Below are 20,164 nucleotides of genomic sequence, written 5' to 3'. Positions count from 1 at the left end.
GATGCGAAGGTCAAATATACTTGAAATAACCGCTGGATTATTTGTATTAATTTTTACTATTTTTCTGATTTTCTTTGCTATTGATAAGCTATCTTACATAAAGAAAAACTATAAGGACTGCTATAAAATATATGGTCTTTTTGCTAACGCTAACGGTATAGGAGTTGGTGATAGTGTCAAGATCTCTGGTGTAGATATTGGAAGCATAACTGGTGTATCACTTGACAAAGCTACCTACGTAGCACGAATCGATATGTGTATAAGCAAAGACATAAAATTGCCAATTGATAGTTCAGCTCTGATCACTAGCAGTGGAGTTGTTGGCAGTAAATTTGTTAATATATCACCTGGATCAGATATTAAACTACTCTTGCATGGTGGCAAAATAGAGTATACTCAAGCTGAAGCAAATATGGGTGGAATAATGGACAGAATTCTTGGTATGTTTACAAAGTGAAAATGGCAGGATTCCAAGTATATCCGTTCAGGTAAAGCCTCCTGTAGTTCTAAAGTATTTAAGGAGTTTGCCTTATTTCTTGCCTTTTCTACCGCTTGCTTTGGGGTTTATAGTATAGAAAGTGCCTTAACAGTTGCAGTGCATGTCTATTAATGATAAAATGAAGATTAATTCATTTTGATATTATGATTGGTTTACTGTTTGCCGTACTATTGTTCCTCTGTGGTAGTGATGCACTTGCAAAACAGGAGCCACGTTCAATAGCTGGAGATAATCACATAAAGGTAATAAATTATAACCCACAGGCTATACATAAGTATACGGGTTTTTATGGTTATCAGTCCAGTATATTGTTTGAACCAGGGGAGGTAATACAAAACCTTTCAATGGGTGATTCAACTGGTTGGCAACTCCTTCCTCAAGGTAACAGATTGTTTATTAAGCCTATAGATGATATTGCCGATACCAACGCAACTATAATTACCAATAAAAGAGTTTATTACTTTGAACTTCATGCTGAAGAAGCAACTGGACTAGATGATCCAAGATTAGCATATGAAGTAAGGTTTCTTTATCCACTATTTAGCAGTGATGAGATTTACACAACAAATAACGGTGATATCCTCGAACAAGCTAGTCATACCATTATTCCTGATATAAACGATATTGAAGTTGTAAAGAAGGGTTTAAATTTTAATTATTCCATCTCGCACGTTAAAGGCAGTCAGTCAATAATACCAATCAAGGTTTTTGATGATGGAAAATTTACATATCTACAATTCAATAAAATAAACTCTGATTTCCCGGCAGTTTTTATGGTTGATTCTGCAGGATATGAGTCTTTAGTAAATTTCCGTACAGTTGACAACTATCTGATAATCGAAAGGGTAAGTTCAGTGTTTACCTTAAGGAATGGATCGAGTACAGTTTGCCTATTTAATGAAAATATGCCTTTCAAAAAAGGTAAGTGATTACTATCTAAAGGCTATAATGCCCGAGATATGGGTGCAAAGTTTTTTCTATGATGTTCTGTAATTCCATAAAGGCCAATAGCGTTAAGGTGCTCTTTTGTCCCATATCCTTTATTTTTATACCAATTATATTCAGGATGCTTATTGTGCAATTCTTGCATAAGCCGATCTCTCGTAACTTTTGCAACGATTGAAGCTGCTGCAATTGATGTACTCAAATTATCACCATTTACTATGGATTTCACTTGCCATTTCACTTCAGGTGGTTGATTACCATCAACTAGCACATAATCTAACTCTAGGTCCAAGTCTATCAACGCACGTTTCATTGAAAGTTTTGTTGCTTGCAAGATATTGTATGAATTTATTTCTTCTACGCTTGCCATTCCTATACCAAATTTTGCAACGGATATTATTTTTTCATATAGGACTTGCCTACATTGAGGAGTCAACTTTTTCGAGTCGTTGATTCCATCAATAATTGTATTTCTATCAATAAACACTACGGCTGCGGATATTACTGGACCAGCTAGCGGACCTCTTCCAACTTCATCCACTCCTGCTATCACTCCTGATAATTTATTTTCTAATGTAAAGTCTGGGTATTTCATAGGTTTTTATAATAAGAAAGTTATAGTAAAAACTGAACAGATAATAGAAATTATCCAAAATTTCATAACGATTGCATTTTCTGACCATCCCTTCTTCTCAAAGTGATGATGTATTGGTGCCATAAGAAAAACTCTTTTTCCTTCTCCATATTTAAACTTTGTATATTTAAAATATGATATCTGAATAATAACAGATAGAGTCTCTATTACAAAGATTATTCCAATAATAGCAAAAAGCATTTCTCTTTTAATTAGGACACTAGTTAACCCTAAAGCCGCACCTACCGACAAGCTACCAACATCACCCATAAATATTTTTGCTGGATGTGTGTTAAACCACAAGAAACTTAGAATAGCTCCTATAAATGCAATGCAGAATAAAGTAATATTCATATCTGCCTGAGTTATATATGCAATTAGCCCCAAAAAAGCAAAGGAAGTGATAACTTGAGTTGCAGCAAGGCCATCCAAACCATCTGTGAGATTCACAGCATTAGAAGAGCCGACAATTACAAACGCAGCAAACGGAACATATAGATAGCCAAAATCTATTATTACTCCTTTAAATAGGGACGTTTTTGTAAAACCTTCAGCAGAGTATAGCTTAAGTATAAACACACCAACCAGAGCAACAATAAACTGAATAAGTATTTTGGTTTTTGCACTTAAACCTCGATAGTGATTTGTCTTCAATTTTAAATAATCATCAATAAATCCAAGTAGAGCAAAAAATAGAGTTATCAATATCAGCAGCAAAATTTCTGGTGTTAACTGAGCCCAGAGTAAAATTGGTAATAAAGAAGAAATCAGTATTATTATTCCGCCCATAGGTGGTACATTCTTTTTTGTTATGAAATGACTTTCTGGTCCACATGATCTAATTGGTTGCCCATCTTTGCTTATTTTTTTTAGAAGCTTTATAAAATAGGGAAAAAGAATAAACCCAAAAACAAATGAGGTAAAAAATACTTTTGTAGCTAAGATCATCTGCTTACTTAAATTGACTAAGTGTCATACCACCTATAGCTAATAAAGTCAACTTCTGTCATCCTATAGCCTGACCCACAACTGTACGAACATTGTGATTTGGGCCCATCAGTAGGGTGTCATCCCAGTCTGGAATCCACAACTGTACGAACGTTGTAGTTTGGACCACCAGTGGGGTGTCATCCCAGTGCCCAGACACTGGTTCTATGCAACTTAATTAAAAACGTTTGTTTTAGTGTAAGACAATTACCTTTAGCTTATCAGCTCAGTTATAAGCAAAATTTCTGGATTCCAGACTGGAATGACACCATTTGCTGTGCAATTTACCTTCAAAAATGAATGTTCGTACAGTTGTGAACCTGTGGCAGGTATTACATAAGAGCATTTCCCTCTTCTAAATTAAAACGCACTTTTGCCTCCTTTGCAGTCTATACTTTAGATGTATTTAATTTACAAATACTAATTACTTATTAATAATGGTGATATGTAAATATAGTTATAAAATAATTGTTACACTTGAATTCCTTCCTGGTTTCTGTTGTTATCAGAACATTTAAAACACTTTAAGAAAGCTGCTTAGTTAAATTAACTTAGACAAGTAAATAGCAGTTTTGCAGCCTGTTTTTATGAATGATGATAAAATGTTGTAGCCAAATGCGCTTTCAGCATTGTGCTGAATTGCAATATCTTTGTGCTCTAACTCCTCGTCGCGAAATTTACTTATAGTTTCTCTTAATTCCCCATCTTCTAAATGTGAAACTTGCTCTTTGTAGTGCTCCCCGATAACTTCTTCAACTGCAGCAGTGCAAGCCATAGCAGCTTTTTTGCCCATAATGGCAGTTGCAACGCCAAGCGACACTCCTAAAACACGCCAAACAGGCAACAAAACAGTAGGACGAACTTTTTGCTCTTTGATTTTCTCATTAAAATAGTGAAAATGCTTTTTTTCCTGCTCTTCCATTTCAATTATTTCATTGATTATAGAAGATTTCTTAAGAATAAATTTTTGACCAGAATAAATGCAAATAGCTCCATATTCTCCAGCGTGATCTACTCTAATTGCCTGTTGCAAGAACTGATTGTTGCTGTACCTTAAATTATTTAGATTTCTTTCTTTCTCCACAATACACCTTACCTGATACAAACAGAGCTACTATGAGATAAATTAGATTCCATGTTGCTAAGGAAACACCTAGAACGTAATGAGGTCTGTCACAAGATGGAGAGTAATTAGGATTTAGTAGATTATTTCTGAGCTCTTCTATACTAACGTTACCACTTGCTTGCTCTGTACAACCTAAAACATCATGAAATAAGTGGAGTTCAAGACCTACATGATAAAAAGATATTACTGCACCTATGAGGTAGCTGCAAAACATTGCATAGATTAGAATTTTGTTGTCTTTAAGCATGCACGCTACTGCAAGTAATCCGGCGATATAGTAAACTATTCGCTCGTATGTACATAACTTGCATGGCAGCATGTTGAAAAAATATTCTAGCACATATGCAAAAATTAGAGCAGCGGCACTCGACAGCAGAAAGATTGCAGGAATTCTGGAATTATTACACATAACTTTAAGTAAATTATCCCTGAAAGTATAAAGCAGAGTATTCATTTTACATAGGGATTTTTATTTTTTTTCAAAAGCAATCTAACTGGCACACCGTCTGCAAAGAAATTTTTTCTGAGATCGTTAATTAAATAGCGTTTGTAACTTTCATCAACACTTTCAGGTATGTTACATATCAAAGAAAAAGCTGGAGGTTTAGTACCAATTTGAGCGATATACTTCATTTTAACTGCTTTGCCTTTTACAAGAGGGTGAGAATGTTTTCCTACAGCATCTATGAGCCACTTATTCAGTTTTGCAGTGCTGATCTTCTTGTTCAAGGATTCACTCACTTCAAGACACTTATCTATCACATCACCGCAGCGCATGCCTTTCAACGCAGAAACTGTTATAGTTGGCACTTCCAAGAATAACCGAGTCACTTCCTGTTGTTTGACAAATTTTATTAACTTACTTCTGTCATCCTTACCTATTAAATCCCACTTATTTAAAACAACAATAATCCCTTTCCCTCCCTTAATTGCAGCTTCACCAATTGATAAATCCTGTTGCTCAATACCAAGCAGGGAGTCTAGCATTAAAACTACCACATGAGAGCGCTTGATTGATTCTAAGCTTTTCTCAACAAATCTTGATTCTAATTCATCTGTAACATTAGCCTTTCTTCGAATTCCTGCAGTATCAATAAGAGTAATTAGCTCTCCATTATGATCATATACAATATCTACAGAATCACGTGTTGTGCCTGGCTCTGAATTCGCTATTACTCTGTTTTCTGTAAGCAAGCTGTTTAAAAAAGTTGATTTTCCGACATTCGGACGGCCGATGATCGCGATCCTCAGCCTACTCAGTTCATTGTTAGGTAACTCAGTGTTCTCGTTAAAATTTTCAATAACACCAGCTAATGCATCATAAAGATCAACCATGCCAAGATTATGCTCGGCAGAGATATACACCGGGCCAAGAAAATCAAAAAACTGCAAATAATCAACATTTTCGGATTTATGACTCTCGCATTTATTTGCTACTAGTATTACAGGTTTATTTATTTTTCTCTTCAGCCACTTTGCAAACTCTTCATTTCGCTCATTTTGCACTTTTGCATCAACAAGAAAGAAAATTATGTTTGAATTGGATAAAGAAAATTCGATTTGTTCAATAACTTGTAGTGAAAAATTAGTTTGGTCGTTCCATCCTCCTGTATCTATAACTTTAAACTCCAAATCGCTAATTCTCCCTATTCCCTCACGTCTATCCCTTGTCACTCCTGGAATATTACTAACTACTGCTGCTTTTCTTCCCACTAATCTGTTGAATAGGGTCGATTTTCCAGCATTTGGTAGGCCTACTATGGCGATTTTTAGCATAATTCAAGGGCATGTTCTATATGAAGTAAATTATAACCGAAACTTTTCAATTTAACTATTGACTTCGTAGATTATATAAGCATACTACAGTTAGAATTTTTTTATTTCGTTATGTAAAATATGGGGTAGTTATGCTAGTGTCAGAGCAAATAGAGAGTGTAGATAGAGAAGAATTAAAGCAACAAAATCATATACATAAAGATACAGAGTGTTCGGAAGAGACGACAATATATGGGCATATTAATCAACATATGGAAAAAAATATCTCAAATACATTGCATGAAATATATGATGCTCTTATGTCATATAACGAATCGGAACAGTCAATGACGTCAACTTAAGAACTTTCATTAGCAAACTCTCCTAAAGACATGATGGCGTTTAGGCTTATCTACTTTATTGCGGCTGTCCCGGTCGGATTTTAACTTTAGCGCGTATACTTAAAAAGGGCTTGAAAGTTTTTTGGCGCAATAAGTACCTGATAGAGTTTCTGCCTCATTACACCAAATAAAACTGAAAAATTTAAACGATACTCAGTAATTTGATCTGGGTTCCAAGGCCCTTGTGCATCACACATATGAAGCGATAATATATTGCACATGACCAAGTTTGCCCAAAATTCTTGTATACAGCCTCTCCAGAAAAATTCTCTAACTCTGCTCCTACTTTGAGTCGTTTCCTCTATGTGCCACCTTAACACATCAGCTTTGCTCCAAAGTCTCGGTCAAAAGCTCTGTTTCTCAGTTGGCTAATGTCAGCACTATAACTCTTACTTTCTGTCCTTTCATTTTATTTTTTAGCTTTTCATTTTCTAATATAAAATCAAAATCTAATTCGCCAGCGTTCCCATAGCTTACTATAATTTCTTTTTTGCAAGCGAAAAATAAAATCTACTTCCAAATCATAATGCTGCTGAATGAATTTTACTGAAGACGATCATAGATAAATAATAATTTCTCTTGATTTAATAAACGCATTTGAGTGATAACTTCGGGTAATTGCTCTGCCGCCAACGTTTGTTCACCTATATTCCAAGCTGCAAGACGAGCACTACAAATCAGCGAAGTACACAAATCAACAAACAAATTGCCAATGGTGCCTGTTGTTCCATTTGGTTCAAACTCGGATACAATTTCCCCAGAGCTGGGTACCAGAACCATCTGCTGCAATAAGTCTATAGCCTCTCCAACTCAGGTTCATCCTGATAGGCTGTTTGGATGCTTAAATTCTTGAAAGCCTGTATGGCAAATCTTATACCTTGCTTTAGAAAAAGCTTGCTTTGAGGGTACATGTCAATGGCTCCATAAGTTCACATTCTATTCCCAAACTTTTTTTAACTAACTTTAAAATCATAGAAAATACTGTCGAAAAAGCTTGTTCGTGTAAAACTCAACACAATGGATTTTCTGAAAAGTTTTCGAGTATATTATATTTTTAATTTGTAGAATAAGGTTTTTTCCTTTTTGCATATTTCACCTAAAAAGGACACATTTTAGACTTCTTTGTTGAAATAAAACAGAAACAAAAGTGCTGTTTATTGCAGCTTTTGGGTAATTTAATGGTAAAAATTTTAGAGAGAAATTTTATACACAATCTCTGACATTTTTCCTTAAGTTGACGCCATTGCCTGAACACTTACCTAATGATGAAGCTATCGAAAACATAGCAAAGAGACTTCAAAAATCTATAGACGATGCAAAAAAGCACAAGGTCATGTTTAGTGTTGATGTATTCCAAGGAGAAAAAAGTCATCAATAATAGATTATTCGATACTGATCTTATACCACCTCATGGAGCAAGATAAAAATGTTACTGAGACTGGAAAAGAAAAACTACGGCCTCTTATGTTAGAAATGTTTAATCTAGTTTCAACAGGCACTGATGTGAGCCAAGAAGTTCGGATATTATTGCCAGAAGATATACTGAAAGAACGCGGCGAATATTTGTCACGTCTAAAACAAATTGTAAGTGATAGTATTGAAAATGACAAAAAAAAAGAAATTGTAGTAGAAAGAGATAATAAATTTTATTATGTACAGTGTCCAGAAAAAAAGTGTGATCACTCCTGCAAAATTTATGAACTCCCCGGAATTTAAGGACTTAGAATATGGTGCATTGCGAATAGGAGAAGGAGATAATCTAATCTGAATAAAAAGCTGGCAATATCATGATATGCAAGGCAAAGTAAAAATGACCTTTAGGGTAGGCGATGAAAAGATCGAAATGATTTTATCTTCTGAAAAAGCTGAAAGTTTTGGTAAAATAATGGTACATATGGATGACAAAAGTTGTGAAATCTTCTCAAAGTAACTAAAAGAGCTAGAAAAAGAACCTCGTATAAGCAAGGTTGTTGAAGCTGCTAAAAGTTTTGCACAAACGAAAAGCAGTGCAGTTAGTCCACCTCTTTCTAATATGAAAAGTGTTGACACATCGCAACATTTTCAAAGTAGTGACCATGAATCACCAGAGCATTAACAATTATCATACATACATTGTTGCATATAGCAATAGTGTATGTGTATAGTTAGTAGGGTTTGTAAACTTAATAAAGTCTACAACTAATTTGAAAACTACTTTATTGTATGCAAGACTTTAAAATACTAGAAAATCTAAAAACCAAAGCACTAGAAGCTGAAAAAGGAGGCGGTTCTGACAGGATTACCAAACAACATGAAAAAGGGAAATTAACTGCTAGAGAAAGGCTCAGTATATTGCTCGATGAAAGTTCTTTTGCAGAATACGATAAATTCGTAAAACATCATGCAAATGATTTTGGCATGCAAAATGCTAATTTTTTAGGTGATGGGGTAGTGATTGGTCATGGTACTATTTATGGCAGAAAAGTTTTTGTTTATTCTCAGGATTTTACTGTCTTTGGTGGTTCACTTGGTGCGTCACATGCAAAAAAAATATGCAAAATTATGGATATGGCAATTAATGCCAGAGTTCCAATTATCGGACTAAATGATTCTGGTGGAGCCAGAATTCAGGAAGGAGTAAATTCTCTTGCTGGTTATGGAGAAATTTTTCAAAGAAACGTAAATGCATCGGGTGTTATACCACAAATTTCTTTAATTATGGGCCCATGTGCAGGAGGTGCAGTTTATTCCCCAGCATTAACTGACTTTACTTTCATGGTGAAAAACAGTTCATATATGTTTATAACCGGGCCAGATGTAGTAAAAAAGGTTACCTACGAAGATGTAAGTTTCGAAGACCTCGGTGGAGCAAAAATTCATACAAGCAAAACAGGAGTAGCGGATTTTGCATTCAATAATGATGTTGAAATGCTGCTAAAAATGCGTGAATTCTTTACTTTCTTACCAGCAAATAATCAAGAATCACCAAAATCTGCACCAATCTGTAATGATGTTGACGACATTGATGAATCCTTAAACACTCTAATTCCTACCAATCCTAATACTCCTTATGATATGTATGAACTCATTGAAAAAGTTTGTGATGAAAGGAATTTCTTTGAACTGAAACCTGATTTTGCTCGTAATATCATAACTGGTTTTGGTAGAATTGGAGGAAATACTGTCGGTATTGTTGCAAATCAACCTATGCACCTTGCAGGATGTTTGGATATTGATTCTTCAAGAAAAGCTGCGAGGTTTGTAAGGTTTTGTGACGCATTTAACATTCCGATCATCACACTTATTGATGTTCCAGGATTTTTGCCGGGTACAAATCAAGAATACAATAATATAATACAACACGGAGCGAAACTGCTTTACGCTTACGCTGAAGCGACCGTGCCGAAAATTAGCCTTATCACTAGAAAAGCGTATGGTGGTGCATACATTGTTATGAATTCGAAACATCTAAAAGGTGATATAAATTATGCCTGGCCAACTGCTGAAATAGCTGTGATGGGCCCTGAAAGTGCAGTTGAGATTATATTTCGACACGAAAAAGATCAGCAAACGTTAATTAAAGAATATAAAGAAAAATTTGCTAACCCATTTTTTGCTGCATCATATGGATACATTGATGACATTATAGTGCCAAGTAAAACAAGGTATCACTTTTGTAAAGCATTAGAGCTACTTAAAAACAAGAAGGTAGAAAGGATATGGAAAAAGCATGACAACTTACCTCTGTAACTTTCTTCTAAGCCTTGCTTGCAAGTTATGCGATATTATAAGAGTGTGCCGTTACCAAGACTCGAACTTGGGACCTCGTCATTACCAATGACGTACTCTACCACCTGAGCTACAACGGCAAGTTTATATATTATGATAATGAATAACACAAAAAAGAATAAGGAAAAAGAAGAGGAGAAAAAAAGATTAGCGAAAGCTTTAAAGCAAAATATTTTGAAAAGAAAAAAGCAGCAACAGAGTAGACAGAGAACCCTTTCAAAACTCGTTTGTGGTGAGGAATTTTTAGGAGAAAGCACCGCAGAATACTCGAATGTATTTGAGAACGACAAAATTACCATCAGAAACTTAAGTTTTGAAGGAGGTATCATGCCAGAACTACCGGAAGTGGAAGTAATCTCTAATTTTTTGCTTGATAAAATTAAAAACAAGCAAATCAGTAATGTTATAGTGAATAATTGGAATTTACGTGCCCCAATAACAAAAAATATTGATGATATGCTAAAGGGCAAAGTCATACGCAACATCAAGCGTAGAGGTAAGTATACCATCTGGAATACAGATGGTAGTGTGGCTGTAATCATACATCTTGGCATGAGCGGAAAGCTTATATATGCTGACCACGATCAAATGCGGAATAAGCACGATCACGTGGTATTTTTATTTTCTGACAATACTTCAATAATTTTTAATGACCCAAGAAGATTTGGATTAGTTATCATTTTAAATAAAGAACAAGAAACGGATTTTTTTAGCGATTTTGGAATAGAGCCCCTCACGGATGAATTCAGTGGAGACTATTTACAGGAGTTGCTGAAAAACAAAAAAGTGAATATCAAATCAGCGTTAATGGACAATAAATCAATAGTTGGCGTAGGCAACATATATGCTTCTGAGAGCTTGTTTAGAGCCCGTATATCACCACTCAGGTCAGCAAAAAACTTGACCTATAGAGAGTGCGAAAAACTTGCTGCTGAAATAAAAAATACTCTGAGTGATGCAATTGCTGCAGGCGGTTCAACACTGAAAGATTATGCACAGCCATCTGGATCTGCTGGATACTTTCAAAATAACTTTTACGTATATGGTAAAGTTCAAAAACCTTGCAAGATTTGCAATAATATCATAACACTTATACGACAAAATGGCCGTAGCACTTATTTTTGCAACGCGTGCCAGAATTAAGATTTTATTTTTTGATATGATATTTTCACTTGAAAAAGATCCATTTGATTTGTTTTCAAAGTGGTACAAAGCAGTACTTAATTCTCCGTGTGAACAACCAACTGCAATGACGCTAGCAACTTGTAGCAAAGACTGTATTCCATCTGCAAGAGTGGTATTACTAAAGGAATATAGCAAAGAAGGTTTTGTGTTTTTCACTAACGTAAACAGTAAAAAAGGGAAAGAATTGACTGAGAACCCCAAAGCTGCGTTAGTGTTTCATTGGATAGAATTTGCTAGGCAAGTGCGAATTGAAGGAGAGGTTAAACTTCTAAACGATGAAAGAACTGACAAATACTTCTCTTCTCGAGCGCTGGGTAGTCAAATTAGCGCATGGTGCTCAAAACAATCGAGCATTCTGAAAGATTGGCAGGATTTTGAGCAAGCTATAAAATTGAAGGAAAAAGAATTTCACAATACACAAGTTTCTCGTCCTGATTTTTGGGTGGGATTTTGCGTAATCCCAAAAGTAATTGAATTCTGGCAAGAAGGTGAATATAGGAAGCATATTAGATTTAGATACACCCTTGTTGAGGGAAGCGATTGGAAAGTGGAACAATTATATCCCTAGCTACATTCGTTATTGCAGACCCTTCTTAATTTACCATTGAGAATTGGATGACACCCTACTAATCCGAATTCTGGATTAAGGATAAAAAAGAGCAAAAATATCAATAACTTATAATTTTATAGCTAAAGTGACTTAGGTTTACCGATAATTTGAAAAACAACAAATTCGTCATTCCGCTACTTGTTAACGGAATCTATGCTGAGATACCGCGGCGGTATGACATAGGGAAACCTTTCTTGGGTTAGCTATAGAAGGTTAAGAATTTTTCATTGGACAGGCTTCTTATACTTTTGGTGAGGTTAAATTTTGAAGTGAAAATTTTAATAAACAGTAAATAAACAAGTTTATCAAAAAAAGAGTTAAATGTTAGGGTTTTCAGCATTCCGGACAATTTAAAATCAACCTGGGATGGAGGAAGTTAGTGGCGGTCACATACTCTTTCATCACAATGATAAAGAAGCTTACCTTTATCTCTGACGTATTTTAAAGGAATTTTGGGATTATTGATGTCTTTACCACCAGTATCATGCCATTTCTTTTCCCATGTAATATAATATGGTTCAAGGTCTTGCGGCGTTAATTTATATATTTCTTTTAGCTCTATTCCTTCATAAATAGCAAATATCCAATCCACCTTTCGGTATTTTGCAATTATTGTAGGATTCATATGATGATGAGTAGAAAAGCTTTTTGTAAGAAGAGCATTTACTGATTTAAGCTCATATTCATTACCATACTCATCAATGGCATCATTTCCCTCGCGTGCTGGAAGAATAGTGAGTCCAGTTAGTAATAAGACTTGTAGGATTTTTCCGCCGTTGTCCTGAAAGATATCATTTATACCATGCTTAACAGCAAACTATTGATACTTCCGTATATGAGGAAATATATCTTTCAGACATTTTCTGTCTTGATCCTGATCTAGAAGTGCAGTAGGTTCAACACCAAGGGCATCTGCTATGCGCTCAACATTATCTATAGAGATATTTCTCTCACCACGTTCAACGGAGCCTATATATGTTCTGTGTAATTCACATAAATCAGCAAGAGTTTCTTGGGAAAGCCCTTTTATATTTCTTATTCTTCGTATATTCTGGGAAAGAAGTAACCGCAGAGGTTGTTTTTTTATTTTTGTCATCTTTGTAAGATAATAGTTGACAATTATAAGTCTACAGACTATAAGTATCTTCCATATGGTACATATATTGGAAAAATTTAAATTTAATAATAAACCTACATATACTACAGATAGGGGAGCTGCATATTGTGGAGACTCTCTTAACCTATTGCCGCAATTACCAGACAATAGCTTAGATCTTGTATAGCTCTTTCCATAAAAGTCCGGATGTGATAGGATAAGGATAGATGATGATAAGGAGGTTGAATGCCAGCAGCATATAGTTATGATTTAAGAAAAAAAGCAATGGAAGCGCTAGACGAAGGAGAAAGCAGAGAAACAGTGGCAGCAAGATTTAAGATTGGATGAACTACTTTATGGGAGTGGCAGCAAAGAAGAAAAGAAACAGGAGACTTTCAATCAAAAAAACTTGGAAATGGGGGTTACAATCACAAAATTACCGACTGGGATACCTTTGCCAAATTTGCCAGAGAACACGGAGGAAAGACTCTATCGGAAATGGCTAAACTTTGGAACAACGTTAGTATCCAAACGATCTATCGAGCCCTTAAAAAAATTGGATTTACGCGCAAAAAAAGACATATGGATACAAGGAAAGAAACGAAGAAAAACGTGCTGAATTTTTGAAAATTATAGCGACAAAAGAACCTAAAAACTTAGTGTATATAGATGAGTATGGCATTGATAACACCGAAGACTACCCCTACGGATATTGCCAGAAAGGACAGCGGTTTTATGCCTTAAAATCTGGAAAGAAAACTCAACGAATCAGTATGGTTGCAGCCTTAAGTGGAAGAAAGATAGTTGTTCCGTTAACCTTTGAAGGCCACTGTAATATGGATGTTTTTAATGGATGGTTTGAGCAATTTTTGACACCGATCTTGGAACCTGGACAGACTGTCATTCTTGACAATGCTACTTTTCATAAGTCTGATAAGATTATCGAGCTTGCTAAAGGGGTTGGTGCAGAAATTTTGTATCTGCCGCCTTATTCTCCAGATTTCAACAAAATTGAGCATCATTGGTTTGCTATAAAAAACAGAGCCAGGAAAAACATTCCTCTATTCGAATCCTTTCGTCGTGCTGTTGATTCTGCCTTCCTATGACCTGTTTGGACTATTATGAGAAATGCTATAGAGGTTGTCCGGAAACAAGTAAATTCAAGCATATTCCCTCTTTAACATAACCCTACTCATAGCTAGGTATATGAAATTCTCAGTGGATGTTGTGAGTAAATCATACTCCTTCGATAGCCTTCTATTCCTATTAACCCAAGCAAAAGTCCTTTCTACAACCCATCTTCTTGGCTGTACTTTAAACCCTTGTTCTCTTGTTGGTAGTAGCTCAGGTGGCGTATCTTTGTGCACCCAAAATCTACATGGAGGCCTTTTAACAATTTCAATATCTATGTCATATTCTTCCTTTATGTGATTCTTTAAATTTCTTCCTTGGTATCCCATGTCAGCCCACATTTTTTTAACTTTAGTATATTTTGTTCTCATATTGTTTAATGCTATTTTAATACCATCTCTATCATTTTCGTTAGCAGCGCCTACGTAACAACCTAGTATAAAACCCTGAGTGTCTGTAATTATATGCCTTTTTCTACCCTTTACTTTTTTACTTCCATCATAGCCTTTGATCCCCCCTTTTCTGTAGTCTTTACAGATTGACTATCTACTATACAGGCACTCGGCTGCTCATTCCTTCCTATTTTTCTTCTACTATATTTCATAATTCATTTTCTCAAAAATTCCCTGCTTCTTCCATTGCCTGAACTGCTCATACACAGTCTTCCATAGCGGAAAATCATTTGGTAAATACCGCCATTGACACCCTGTACGCAATACATAGAAAATTGCTTCTAATATTTCTCTTTTGCTATACTTTGGCGGCCTTCCTCCTTTCTTGTATGATACTCTGAAGTGTTTTTCTATTCTTGCCCATTCCCTTTCGCTTAGATCTGTTGGATACTTTTTTCTCATCTTTACCTCGTACTAAAATTTCAGATATTATAGCCTTTTACTTGTTTCCGGACAACCTCTTAGAGGTTGTCCACAAACCAAGGAATACGTAGTATATAAAGAAAGAATATTGAGGTAAGAGATGAGGAAAAAATATCCAACAGATTTAAGTAAAAGGGAATGGGCAAGAATAGAAAAACACTTCAGAGTATCGTACAAGAAAGGAGGAAGGCCACCAAAATACAGTAAGTGTGAGATAGTAAATGCAATTCTTTATATACTGCGCACAGGATGTCAATGGTGCTATTTACCACACGATTTTCCGCCGTGGAAGGCTGTGCATGAACAGTTTAGAAGATGGAAGAAGCAGGGAATTTTTGAGAAAATGAATTATGAAATATAGTAGAAGAAAAATAGGAAGGAATGAGCAGCCGAGCGCATGCATAGTGGACAGTCAATCGGTAAAAACCACGGAAAAAGGGGGGTCAAAGGTTATGATGGTGCGAAAAAGGTAAAGGGGAGAAAAAGACATATAATCACAGATACTCAAGGATTTGTGCTTGGTTGCTATGTAGGAGCTGCAAGCGAAAATGACAGAGATGGGGTGAAGATGGCATTGGACGATATGAAGGAAAAATACAGCAATATTAAGAAAATGTGGGCTGATATGGGATACCAAGGAAAATATTTAAAGGATTACGTAAAGAGAGAATATGGGATAGATATTGAAATTGTCAAAAGGCCTCCATGTAGGTTTTGGGTGCATAAAGATACACCACTAGAACTATTGCCACAACGGGATCCTGGATTTTCAGTACAGCCGAGAAGGTGGGTGGTAGAGAGGACTTTTGCTTGGATCAATAGAAATAGAAGGCTATCAAAGGAGTACGATTTACTTACAACATCTACTGAAAGTTTCATATATCTGGCTATGAGTAAAGTTATGTTAAGTAGGGAATATGCTTGATTTACTGGTTTGTGGACAACCTCTAATAACCAGTCCACCGTTTGCTTTGCAAAGAAAAAAAGAATACGGAAATGAATCCCAAGCCGAATATGTTGCCTGGCTTGGTCAATTTGCAAAATTAGTACATAGCAAACTCAAAGATACAGGCAGTTTTGTACTTGATCTAGGTGGAGCTTATGAAAAAGGCGTGCCATCCAGAAGTTTATATAATTTTAGAGTGCTTATGCATTTCTGTGATGATATAGGCTTCTTCCTTGCAGAAGATTTCTATTGGTATAACCCTTCTAAATTGCCAAGTCCAATTGAATGGGTAAATAAGAGAAAAATCAGAGCAAAAGATTCTGTTAATACAGTATAGCAAAACTGAGTGGCCTAAAGCAGATGTCACAAAGGTGCTAGTGGAATACAGTGGCCGCATGAAAAAACTTATCGAGAATCCAGAGGCTTATTATACTCCAAAAGAACGACCATCAGGACATAATATTGGTAGTAGCTTTGGTAAAGATGATGGAGCCATCAAATCTTTTGCAGATTCCCAATTCAGAGTCTAATAGCCGGTATCTTGCTGCATGTAAGGAACTAGGTATAAAACAACATCCAGCTAGATTCCCTGCTAAATTACCTCAATTTTTTATTCGGTTTTTAACACAACCGGGAGATGTTGTTTTAGATATTTTTGCTGGTTCTAACACAACAGGTTTTGTATGTGAGCAAGAAGACCGTTACTGGTTAGCATTTGAAGAAAATAGAGAATATCTTGCTGCATCTGCTTTTAGGTTCTTAGAAAAAGAATGCTCAAAAAAAGAGTTGGCAGTTATTTATCAATGCATTATTCGTGGTAAAGAGCCTGTATTAAAGACTAAGCAGTCTATATTGGATATTGAGTTCACTCAGCAGTCATTAGTAGTTTAGTTATGCTCTTTGTTCATGGTTTTCCCGTTTTGAGCAATAATTTTTTATATAAGCATTTTTGTTGCCTATCCTCAACACTTTCCACATTAGCGTTACTAGCACAACTGTACGAACATTGCAATTTGCAGGTGGCAGATGGTGTCATGAAAGTAGCTGACACTGGTTCCTTTATGACGGTGTCATCCGAGTAGCCCCTTTTTTGTCATCCCAGTGCCCAGACACTGGGATCCAGCTTCTTTTTTTCTAGATCCCAGACTGGAATGACACCTCTCTTGGGCTCTTTTAGCCATGTCATCCGAGTAGCCTTCTTCTCCTGTCATCCCAGTGCGTGACACTGGGATCTAGTCTTTATTATGCAGCCACTTATTTAAAGTTAAGTTTTCTGGATCCCAGTGTCAAGCACTGGGATGACATCATCCTTTTTTTGGGATTCCAGCGTCACGCGCTGGAATGACACCTCTCTTGGGCTCTCTTAGCTATAAATATTAAGAAATTTACTAAATAAAAAAAAAGGCAAAAGAAGCCCCATGGTTGGCTAATTACTTACATTATACTTTCAAGTATGGCGTTTTTTTATTCTAAACACTTAATAACCGCGATTCGGCTGCTTTTAAGCCGCAACTAATCTAAATTATAAACGTTAAGAAATTTACTAAACAGAAAAAAAGGCAAAAGAAACCCTAGGGTAGCTAGTTATTCACTATCCATTTTAAGTTGGCGTTTTTTAATGTTTTAAATGCTTTATAAGCGTATTTCAGCTTGTGTAGGTAAAAACCTAGAAATTTGATAAAGACATAGAGTGCACATAGTGCAAAAAATTAAACATGAGACGCCAGATACGTGAGTTTTTTTGTCATTTAATCTGTACAGAGAAGATAAATAAATAGCTTCAGTTTCATGATAAGGGGGCTGGCGGAGTTTGTCAAGTCGTTTTTCGTTTAATCCGTTTCCATGAGCTACCTGAAACCACAATATTCGCACAGTTGGAAAATGGTTGCGGGAGTAGGATTTGAACCTACGGCCTTCAGGTTATGAGCCTGACGAGCTACCGAGCTGCTCCATCCCGCGTCGTTGTTTATTTAGCTATTATACTTGCAATTATAGGATATACAAGGATAAAATCCGCTATGGGTCGTATACTAGTATATTTACTAACCTTTCTTGACATAATAGTTAGTTATATACGTCATAACATATGCAATGAAAAATATAACTTGATACTATGGTTTCCTGTGTGTCAGTGTGTAGGGATTTTAACCTATTTTTCCCTAAATTTTGAACCAAGCTGCATATCTATTTTTCTTTTGCTTTTACCCACACTAATTTTGATTGCAATATTATACAGAAAATACGCAATATTATGCATTGCTTTAATTGCAGTGCTCATAGGATTTACAGCTAGTAAATTAAGAACAGCTTTAGTTAATACTCAAATCCTCGATAAAGAGAGGTATGTAAAAAACATCGTTGCCACAGTGAAGGATATTAACGACAGGGGCTCATATAAACAATTTCTGCTTTCTGTTGAAAAATCCCCTACTATCTCAAAATCCTCTCCTGTTGTCCCAGTGCCCCCTTTTGTCATCCCAGTACTTGATACTGGGATCCAGAAAAAAAAGATATGGATTCCAGCGTCACGCGCTGGAATGACACCGGATAGAGCTCTAGATAACATCAGAATATCAGTTAGAACCAAAGTGGAAAAAGGCATTAAAATAGGCGATCAAGTAAAATTATCAGCAAAACTCTTCCCTCTAAAGATTGCGCCTTCGGAGTATGCATACGATTTTGCAAGAATAGCATATTACCAGAAAATAAGTGCAACAGGTTTTGCAACAAGCAAAATAGCCCTACACAAAAAGGCTGAAGCAAGGCAATTTCTAGAGTATATAGAATCTTTCCGTCAATACATTTATGAAAACCTGCAGCAAAATATCAAAAAACCACATGCGGATATAATCTCTGCATTACTGATCGGTAAAAAAGATGGCATAGATCAAAAAACTATGGACGCGATACGAGATTCAGGTATAGCACATTTGTTTGCCATATCTGGTTTGCATTTATCATTTGTTGCTGGTCTGTTTTTTGTAGTGTTTCGTAATTTATTCGCAATATCTGAAACTTTGACTCTTAAGTATAACACCAAGAAAATATCTGCATTTCTTACTATCTTGCCAACCACGTTTTATTTGTTGATTACCGGTATGCAAATTTCTGCTCAGCGTGCCTACATCATGGTGATTTTAGTACTCGTTGCAATAATGATAGAGAGAAAATATCGAGGGTTAATAGCAATTGCGTTTGCTGCTGCAGTGATACTTATCATAGAACCAGAAGTAATTTTAAAGCCTGGCTTTCAGATGTCATTTTCTGCTGTTTTGGCTCTGGTTGCCAGTTATCAAATTAATGCTAATAAATTGTTCAAAATAAAAATAATGAAATATTTTGTGTCGATAATGATTAGCTCAGTAATAGCAAGTTTAGCAACTGTTCCGTATACGATATACAATTTTAATTATTTTTCAATTAGTGGCATTATCACAAACTTAGTTGCTATACCAATAGTTACATTAATTATTATTCCACTTGGAATAATTTATGTCTTGTTGATTCCTTTGGGTATTGAATGGATTATAGCGCCATTTATAGAGCGCCCAATTGACAGTATTTTGTATATAACAAATGCAATCGCTAGTCTTCAGTATTTGGTTATTCCCATTCGTACTTTTCCTGCATCATCAATTATTATAATAACACTTGGTTTATTGTGGCTGTGCTTGTGGGAAAGAAATTGGCGTTTCTTCGGAATTTTCTTTATTGTGCTGGGTATTTGCTTTAGCACCGCATATAAAACCCCCGACATCCTAATAAATGCTGATAATGTTGCTGTAAAAGAAAGTGATAACTTACTATATTCTCTCACCAGGAAAAATAGGAACTTTGTTGTCAAAACATGGGCGAAGCAAAATGGGCAGAACCAAATTTTGAATCATAAAAAATACAATAACTCAGATAAAAGGCTAAAGTGTAACGATTATGGCTGCATATATAATAAAGGAAATAATAAATCAGTGTTGCTAGCTTATAAGGAAGAAGATATCTTGAGAAACTGTAATAGTGTTGATCTGATAATTCAATTAAGTGAATTCGACTATTCAGCTTGCAACGCTAAAATTATTAAACATGCTGATCTAGAAACGCATGGCACACATTCTGCTTGGTTAACAAATCGTTACGTAAAGATTAATACAGTGCGCTCTAACCGGCCTTGGCATAAGTTAAAAAGCTTGATTTTAAAGTATTATTAATATA

At 35.6% G+C, this 20,164-nt stretch carries 21 protein-coding genes, 2 tRNA genes and 4 pseudogenes; 14 read left to right on the top strand and 13 right to left on the bottom strand.

What is annotated here, in order from left to right; all coding sequences use genetic code 11:
• Position 1 precedes the first annotated feature (1 nt).
• Both mlaD and virB9 read left to right on the top strand, forming a co-directional pair.
• On the top strand, positions 2-457 hold the full coding sequence (gene mlaD / locus AAGD70_RS07075) for an outer membrane lipid asymmetry maintenance protein MlaD (protein ID WP_065095368.1): 456 nt from the start codon (positions 2-4) through the stop codon (positions 455-457).
• A gap of 185 nt (positions 458-642) precedes the next feature.
• Positions 643-1,428, top strand: a complete 786-nt coding sequence (gene virB9, locus AAGD70_RS07070; RefSeq protein WP_064125428.1) for a P-type conjugative transfer protein VirB9 — start codon at positions 643-645, stop codon at positions 1,426-1,428.
• A gap of 14 nt (positions 1,429-1,442) precedes the next feature.
• Here the strand turns inward: virB9 and AAGD70_RS07065 are convergent, their stop codons facing one another.
• From AAGD70_RS07065 to der, 5 genes are all read right to left on the bottom strand, one after another.
• A complete protein-coding gene (locus tag AAGD70_RS07065; protein ID WP_015589381.1) occupies positions 1,443-2,039 on the bottom strand; it encodes a ribonuclease HII in 597 nt (198 codons plus the stop codon).
• Positions 2,040-2,045: 6 nt separating this feature from the next.
• Positions 2,046-3,026, bottom strand: coding sequence for a phospho-N-acetylmuramoyl-pentapeptide-transferase (gene mraY, locus AAGD70_RS07060; RefSeq protein ID WP_065095369.1), 981 nt, complete (start codon positions 3,024-3,026; stop codon positions 2,046-2,048).
• Positions 3,027-3,606: 580 nt separating this feature from the next.
• On the bottom strand, positions 3,607-4,149 hold the full coding sequence (locus tag AAGD70_RS07055; RefSeq protein ID WP_006279362.1) for a demethoxyubiquinone hydroxylase family protein: 543 nt from the start codon (positions 4,147-4,149) through the stop codon (positions 3,607-3,609).
• Positions 4,124-4,645, bottom strand: coding sequence for a disulfide bond formation protein B (locus tag AAGD70_RS07050; protein ID WP_065094847.1), 522 nt, complete (start codon positions 4,643-4,645; stop codon positions 4,124-4,126). Before AAGD70_RS07050 ends, AAGD70_RS07055 begins: the two co-directional genes overlap by 26 nt.
• Positions 4,642-5,967, bottom strand: coding sequence for a ribosome biogenesis GTPase Der (gene der, locus AAGD70_RS07045; RefSeq protein WP_065094846.1), 1,326 nt, complete (start codon positions 5,965-5,967; stop codon positions 4,642-4,644). The genes AAGD70_RS07050 and der overlap by 4 nt, the downstream gene beginning before the upstream one ends.
• A gap of 131 nt (positions 5,968-6,098) precedes the next feature.
• Between der and AAGD70_RS07040 the strand changes: the two genes are divergently transcribed.
• Positions 6,099-6,308 carry a hypothetical protein gene (locus AAGD70_RS07040; protein WP_015589377.1) on the top strand — a complete coding sequence of 70 codons (210 nt, stop codon included), beginning with the start codon at positions 6,099-6,101 and terminating at the stop codon, positions 6,306-6,308.
• Positions 6,309-6,317: 9 nt separating this feature from the next.
• On the opposite strand, the pseudogene AAGD70_RS07035 reads toward AAGD70_RS07040, so the two are convergent.
• Positions 6,318-7,436, bottom strand: a pseudogene (locus tag AAGD70_RS07035) (IS4 family transposase).
• A gap of 145 nt (positions 7,437-7,581) precedes the next feature.
• Here AAGD70_RS07035 and AAGD70_RS07030 point away from each other — a divergent pair.
• From AAGD70_RS07030 to AAGD70_RS07020, 3 genes are all read left to right on the top strand, one after another.
• A complete protein-coding gene (locus AAGD70_RS07030; RefSeq protein ID WP_236514430.1) occupies positions 7,582-7,725 on the top strand; it encodes a hypothetical protein in 144 nt (47 codons plus the stop codon).
• A gap of 32 nt (positions 7,726-7,757) precedes the next feature.
• Positions 7,758-8,063 carry a hypothetical protein gene (locus tag AAGD70_RS07025; protein WP_245611743.1) on the top strand — a complete coding sequence of 102 codons (306 nt, stop codon included), beginning with the start codon at positions 7,758-7,760 and terminating at the stop codon, positions 8,061-8,063.
• Positions 8,064-8,549: 486 nt separating this feature from the next.
• On the top strand, positions 8,550-10,076 hold the full coding sequence (locus tag AAGD70_RS07020) for an acyl-CoA carboxylase subunit beta (protein ID WP_015589410.1): 1,527 nt from the start codon (positions 8,550-8,552) through the stop codon (positions 10,074-10,076).
• 46 nt (positions 10,077-10,122) lie between these two features.
• Here the strand turns inward: AAGD70_RS07020 and AAGD70_RS07015 are convergent.
• Positions 10,123-10,195 (bottom strand) — tRNA-Thr (locus AAGD70_RS07015).
• A gap of 247 nt (positions 10,196-10,442) precedes the next feature.
• On the opposite strand from AAGD70_RS07015, the gene mutM reads away from it, so the two are divergent.
• Positions 10,443-11,258 carry a bifunctional DNA-formamidopyrimidine glycosylase/DNA-(apurinic or apyrimidinic site) lyase gene (gene mutM, locus AAGD70_RS07010; protein WP_065095114.1) on the top strand — a complete coding sequence of 272 codons (816 nt, stop codon included), beginning with the start codon at positions 10,443-10,445 and terminating at the stop codon, positions 11,256-11,258.
• Between the two features lie 16 nt (positions 11,259-11,274).
• Positions 11,275-11,868, top strand: coding sequence for a pyridoxamine 5'-phosphate oxidase (gene pdxH / locus AAGD70_RS07005; protein WP_022626142.1), 594 nt, complete (start codon positions 11,275-11,277; stop codon positions 11,866-11,868).
• A 418-nt stretch (positions 11,869-12,286) separates the two neighbouring features.
• Here the strand turns inward: pdxH and AAGD70_RS07000 are convergent, their stop codons facing one another.
• Complete coding sequence (locus AAGD70_RS07000) at positions 12,287-12,676, bottom strand: hypothetical protein (protein WP_245611087.1); 390 nt, start codon at positions 12,674-12,676, stop codon at positions 12,287-12,289.
• Positions 12,677-12,727: 51 nt separating this feature from the next.
• Entirely contained in the window at positions 12,728-13,006 is a 279-nt protein-coding gene (locus tag AAGD70_RS06995; RefSeq protein ID WP_065095112.1) for a helix-turn-helix domain-containing protein, read from the bottom strand.
• Positions 13,007-13,252: 246 nt separating this feature from the next.
• On the opposite strand from AAGD70_RS06995, the pseudogene AAGD70_RS06990 reads away from it, so the two are divergent.
• Positions 13,253-14,112: pseudogene (locus AAGD70_RS06990) on the top strand (IS630 family transposase).
• Between the two features lie 54 nt (positions 14,113-14,166).
• On the opposite strand, the pseudogene AAGD70_RS06985 reads toward AAGD70_RS06990, so the two are convergent.
• Positions 14,167-14,991: pseudogene (locus AAGD70_RS06985) on the bottom strand (IS5-like element ISWpi1 family transposase).
• Positions 14,992-15,112: 121 nt separating this feature from the next.
• Between AAGD70_RS06985 and AAGD70_RS06980 the strand changes: the two are divergent.
• The 3 genes and pseudogenes from AAGD70_RS06980 to AAGD70_RS06970 all read left to right on the top strand — a co-directional run bounded on the left by AAGD70_RS06980 (position 15,113) and on the right by AAGD70_RS06970 (position 16,849).
• Positions 15,113-15,937: pseudogene (locus AAGD70_RS06980) on the top strand (IS5 family transposase).
• Positions 15,930-16,295: a DNA methyltransferase gene (locus AAGD70_RS06975; protein WP_245611118.1), complete on the top strand. Its 366-nt coding sequence runs from the start codon at positions 15,930-15,932 to the stop codon at positions 16,293-16,295. Before AAGD70_RS06980 ends, AAGD70_RS06975 begins: the two are co-directional and overlap by 8 nt.
• Positions 16,296-16,420: 125 nt before the next feature.
• Positions 16,421-16,849 carry a DNA methyltransferase gene (locus AAGD70_RS06970; RefSeq protein WP_245611480.1) on the top strand — a complete coding sequence of 143 codons (429 nt, stop codon included), beginning with the start codon at positions 16,421-16,423 and terminating at the stop codon, positions 16,847-16,849.
• A gap of 13 nt (positions 16,850-16,862) precedes the next feature.
• On the opposite strand, the gene AAGD70_RS06965 is transcribed toward AAGD70_RS06970, so the two are convergent.
• Both AAGD70_RS06965 and AAGD70_RS06960 read right to left on the bottom strand, forming a co-directional pair.
• Entirely contained in the window at positions 16,863-17,009 is a 147-nt protein-coding gene (locus AAGD70_RS06965) for a hypothetical protein (protein WP_156518023.1), read from the bottom strand.
• A gap of 19 nt (positions 17,010-17,028) precedes the next feature.
• Positions 17,029-17,184 carry a hypothetical protein gene (locus tag AAGD70_RS06960; protein WP_156518022.1) on the bottom strand — a complete coding sequence of 52 codons (156 nt, stop codon included), beginning with the start codon at positions 17,182-17,184 and terminating at the stop codon, positions 17,029-17,031.
• On the opposite strand from AAGD70_RS06960, the gene AAGD70_RS06955 reads away from it, so the two are divergent.
• Positions 17,178-17,303: a hypothetical protein gene (locus AAGD70_RS06955; RefSeq protein ID WP_255356264.1), complete on the top strand. Its 126-nt coding sequence runs from the start codon at positions 17,178-17,180 to the stop codon at positions 17,301-17,303. The genes AAGD70_RS06960 and AAGD70_RS06955 overlap by 7 nt on opposite strands.
• Positions 17,304-17,840: 537 nt before the next feature.
• Here AAGD70_RS06955 and AAGD70_RS06950 read toward each other — a convergent pair.
• Positions 17,841-17,917, bottom strand: a tRNA-Met gene (locus AAGD70_RS06950).
• A 59-nt stretch (positions 17,918-17,976) separates the two neighbouring features.
• Between AAGD70_RS06950 and AAGD70_RS06945 the strand changes: the two genes are divergently transcribed.
• Positions 17,977-20,160 (top strand): ComEC/Rec2 family competence protein, encoded by a 2,184-nt coding sequence (locus AAGD70_RS06945; protein ID WP_065095030.1) that lies wholly within the window; start codon positions 17,977-17,979, stop codon positions 20,158-20,160.
• The last annotated feature ends 4 nt before the right edge of the window (positions 20,161-20,164 follow it).

Origin of the sequence: Wolbachia endosymbiont (group A) of Nomada flava, from assembly GCF_964027055.1 — a bacterium.
In the GTDB taxonomy this organism is placed as follows: Bacteria; Pseudomonadota; Alphaproteobacteria; order Rickettsiales; family Anaplasmataceae; genus Wolbachia; species Wolbachia pipientis.
This window is presented reverse-complemented; position numbering and strand designations above follow the sequence as displayed.

Excerpts from the sequence above, each read along its gene's own strand:
- mlaD (WP_065095368.1), top strand. The coding sequence starts at position 2 with ATGCGAAGGTCAAATATACTTGAAATAACCGCTGGATTATTTGTATTA.
- virB9 (WP_064125428.1), top strand. The coding sequence starts at position 643 with ATGATTGGTTTACTGTTTGCCGTACTATTGTTCCTCTGTGGTAGTGAT.
- AAGD70_RS07065 (WP_015589381.1), bottom strand. The coding sequence starts at position 2,039 with ATGAAATACCCAGACTTTACATTAGAAAATAAATTATCAGGAGTGATA.
- mraY (WP_065095369.1), bottom strand. The coding sequence starts at position 3,026 with ATGATCTTAGCTACAAAAGTATTTTTTACCTCATTTGTTTTTGGGTTT.
- AAGD70_RS07050 (WP_065094847.1), bottom strand. The coding sequence starts at position 4,645 with ATGAATACTCTGCTTTATACTTTCAGGGATAATTTACTTAAAGTTATG.
- der (WP_065094846.1), bottom strand. The coding sequence starts at position 5,967 with ATGCTAAAAATCGCCATAGTAGGCCTACCAAATGCTGGAAAATCGACC.
- AAGD70_RS07040 (WP_015589377.1), top strand. The coding sequence starts at position 6,099 with ATGCTAGTGTCAGAGCAAATAGAGAGTGTAGATAGAGAAGAATTAAAG.
- AAGD70_RS07025 (WP_245611743.1), top strand. The coding sequence starts at position 7,758 with ATGGAGCAAGATAAAAATGTTACTGAGACTGGAAAAGAAAAACTACGG.
- AAGD70_RS07020 (WP_015589410.1), top strand. The coding sequence starts at position 8,550 with ATGCAAGACTTTAAAATACTAGAAAATCTAAAAACCAAAGCACTAGAA.
- mutM (WP_065095114.1), top strand. The coding sequence starts at position 10,443 with ATGCCAGAACTACCGGAAGTGGAAGTAATCTCTAATTTTTTGCTTGAT.
- pdxH (WP_022626142.1), top strand. The coding sequence starts at position 11,275 with ATGATATTTTCACTTGAAAAAGATCCATTTGATTTGTTTTCAAAGTGG.
- AAGD70_RS06995 (WP_065095112.1), bottom strand. The coding sequence starts at position 13,006 with ATGACAAAAATAAAAAAACAACCTCTGCGGTTACTTCTTTCCCAGAAT.
- AAGD70_RS06975 (WP_245611118.1), top strand. The coding sequence starts at position 15,930 with ATGCTTGATTTACTGGTTTGTGGACAACCTCTAATAACCAGTCCACCG.
- AAGD70_RS06945 (WP_065095030.1), top strand. The coding sequence starts at position 17,977 with ATGGGTCGTATACTAGTATATTTACTAACCTTTCTTGACATAATAGTT.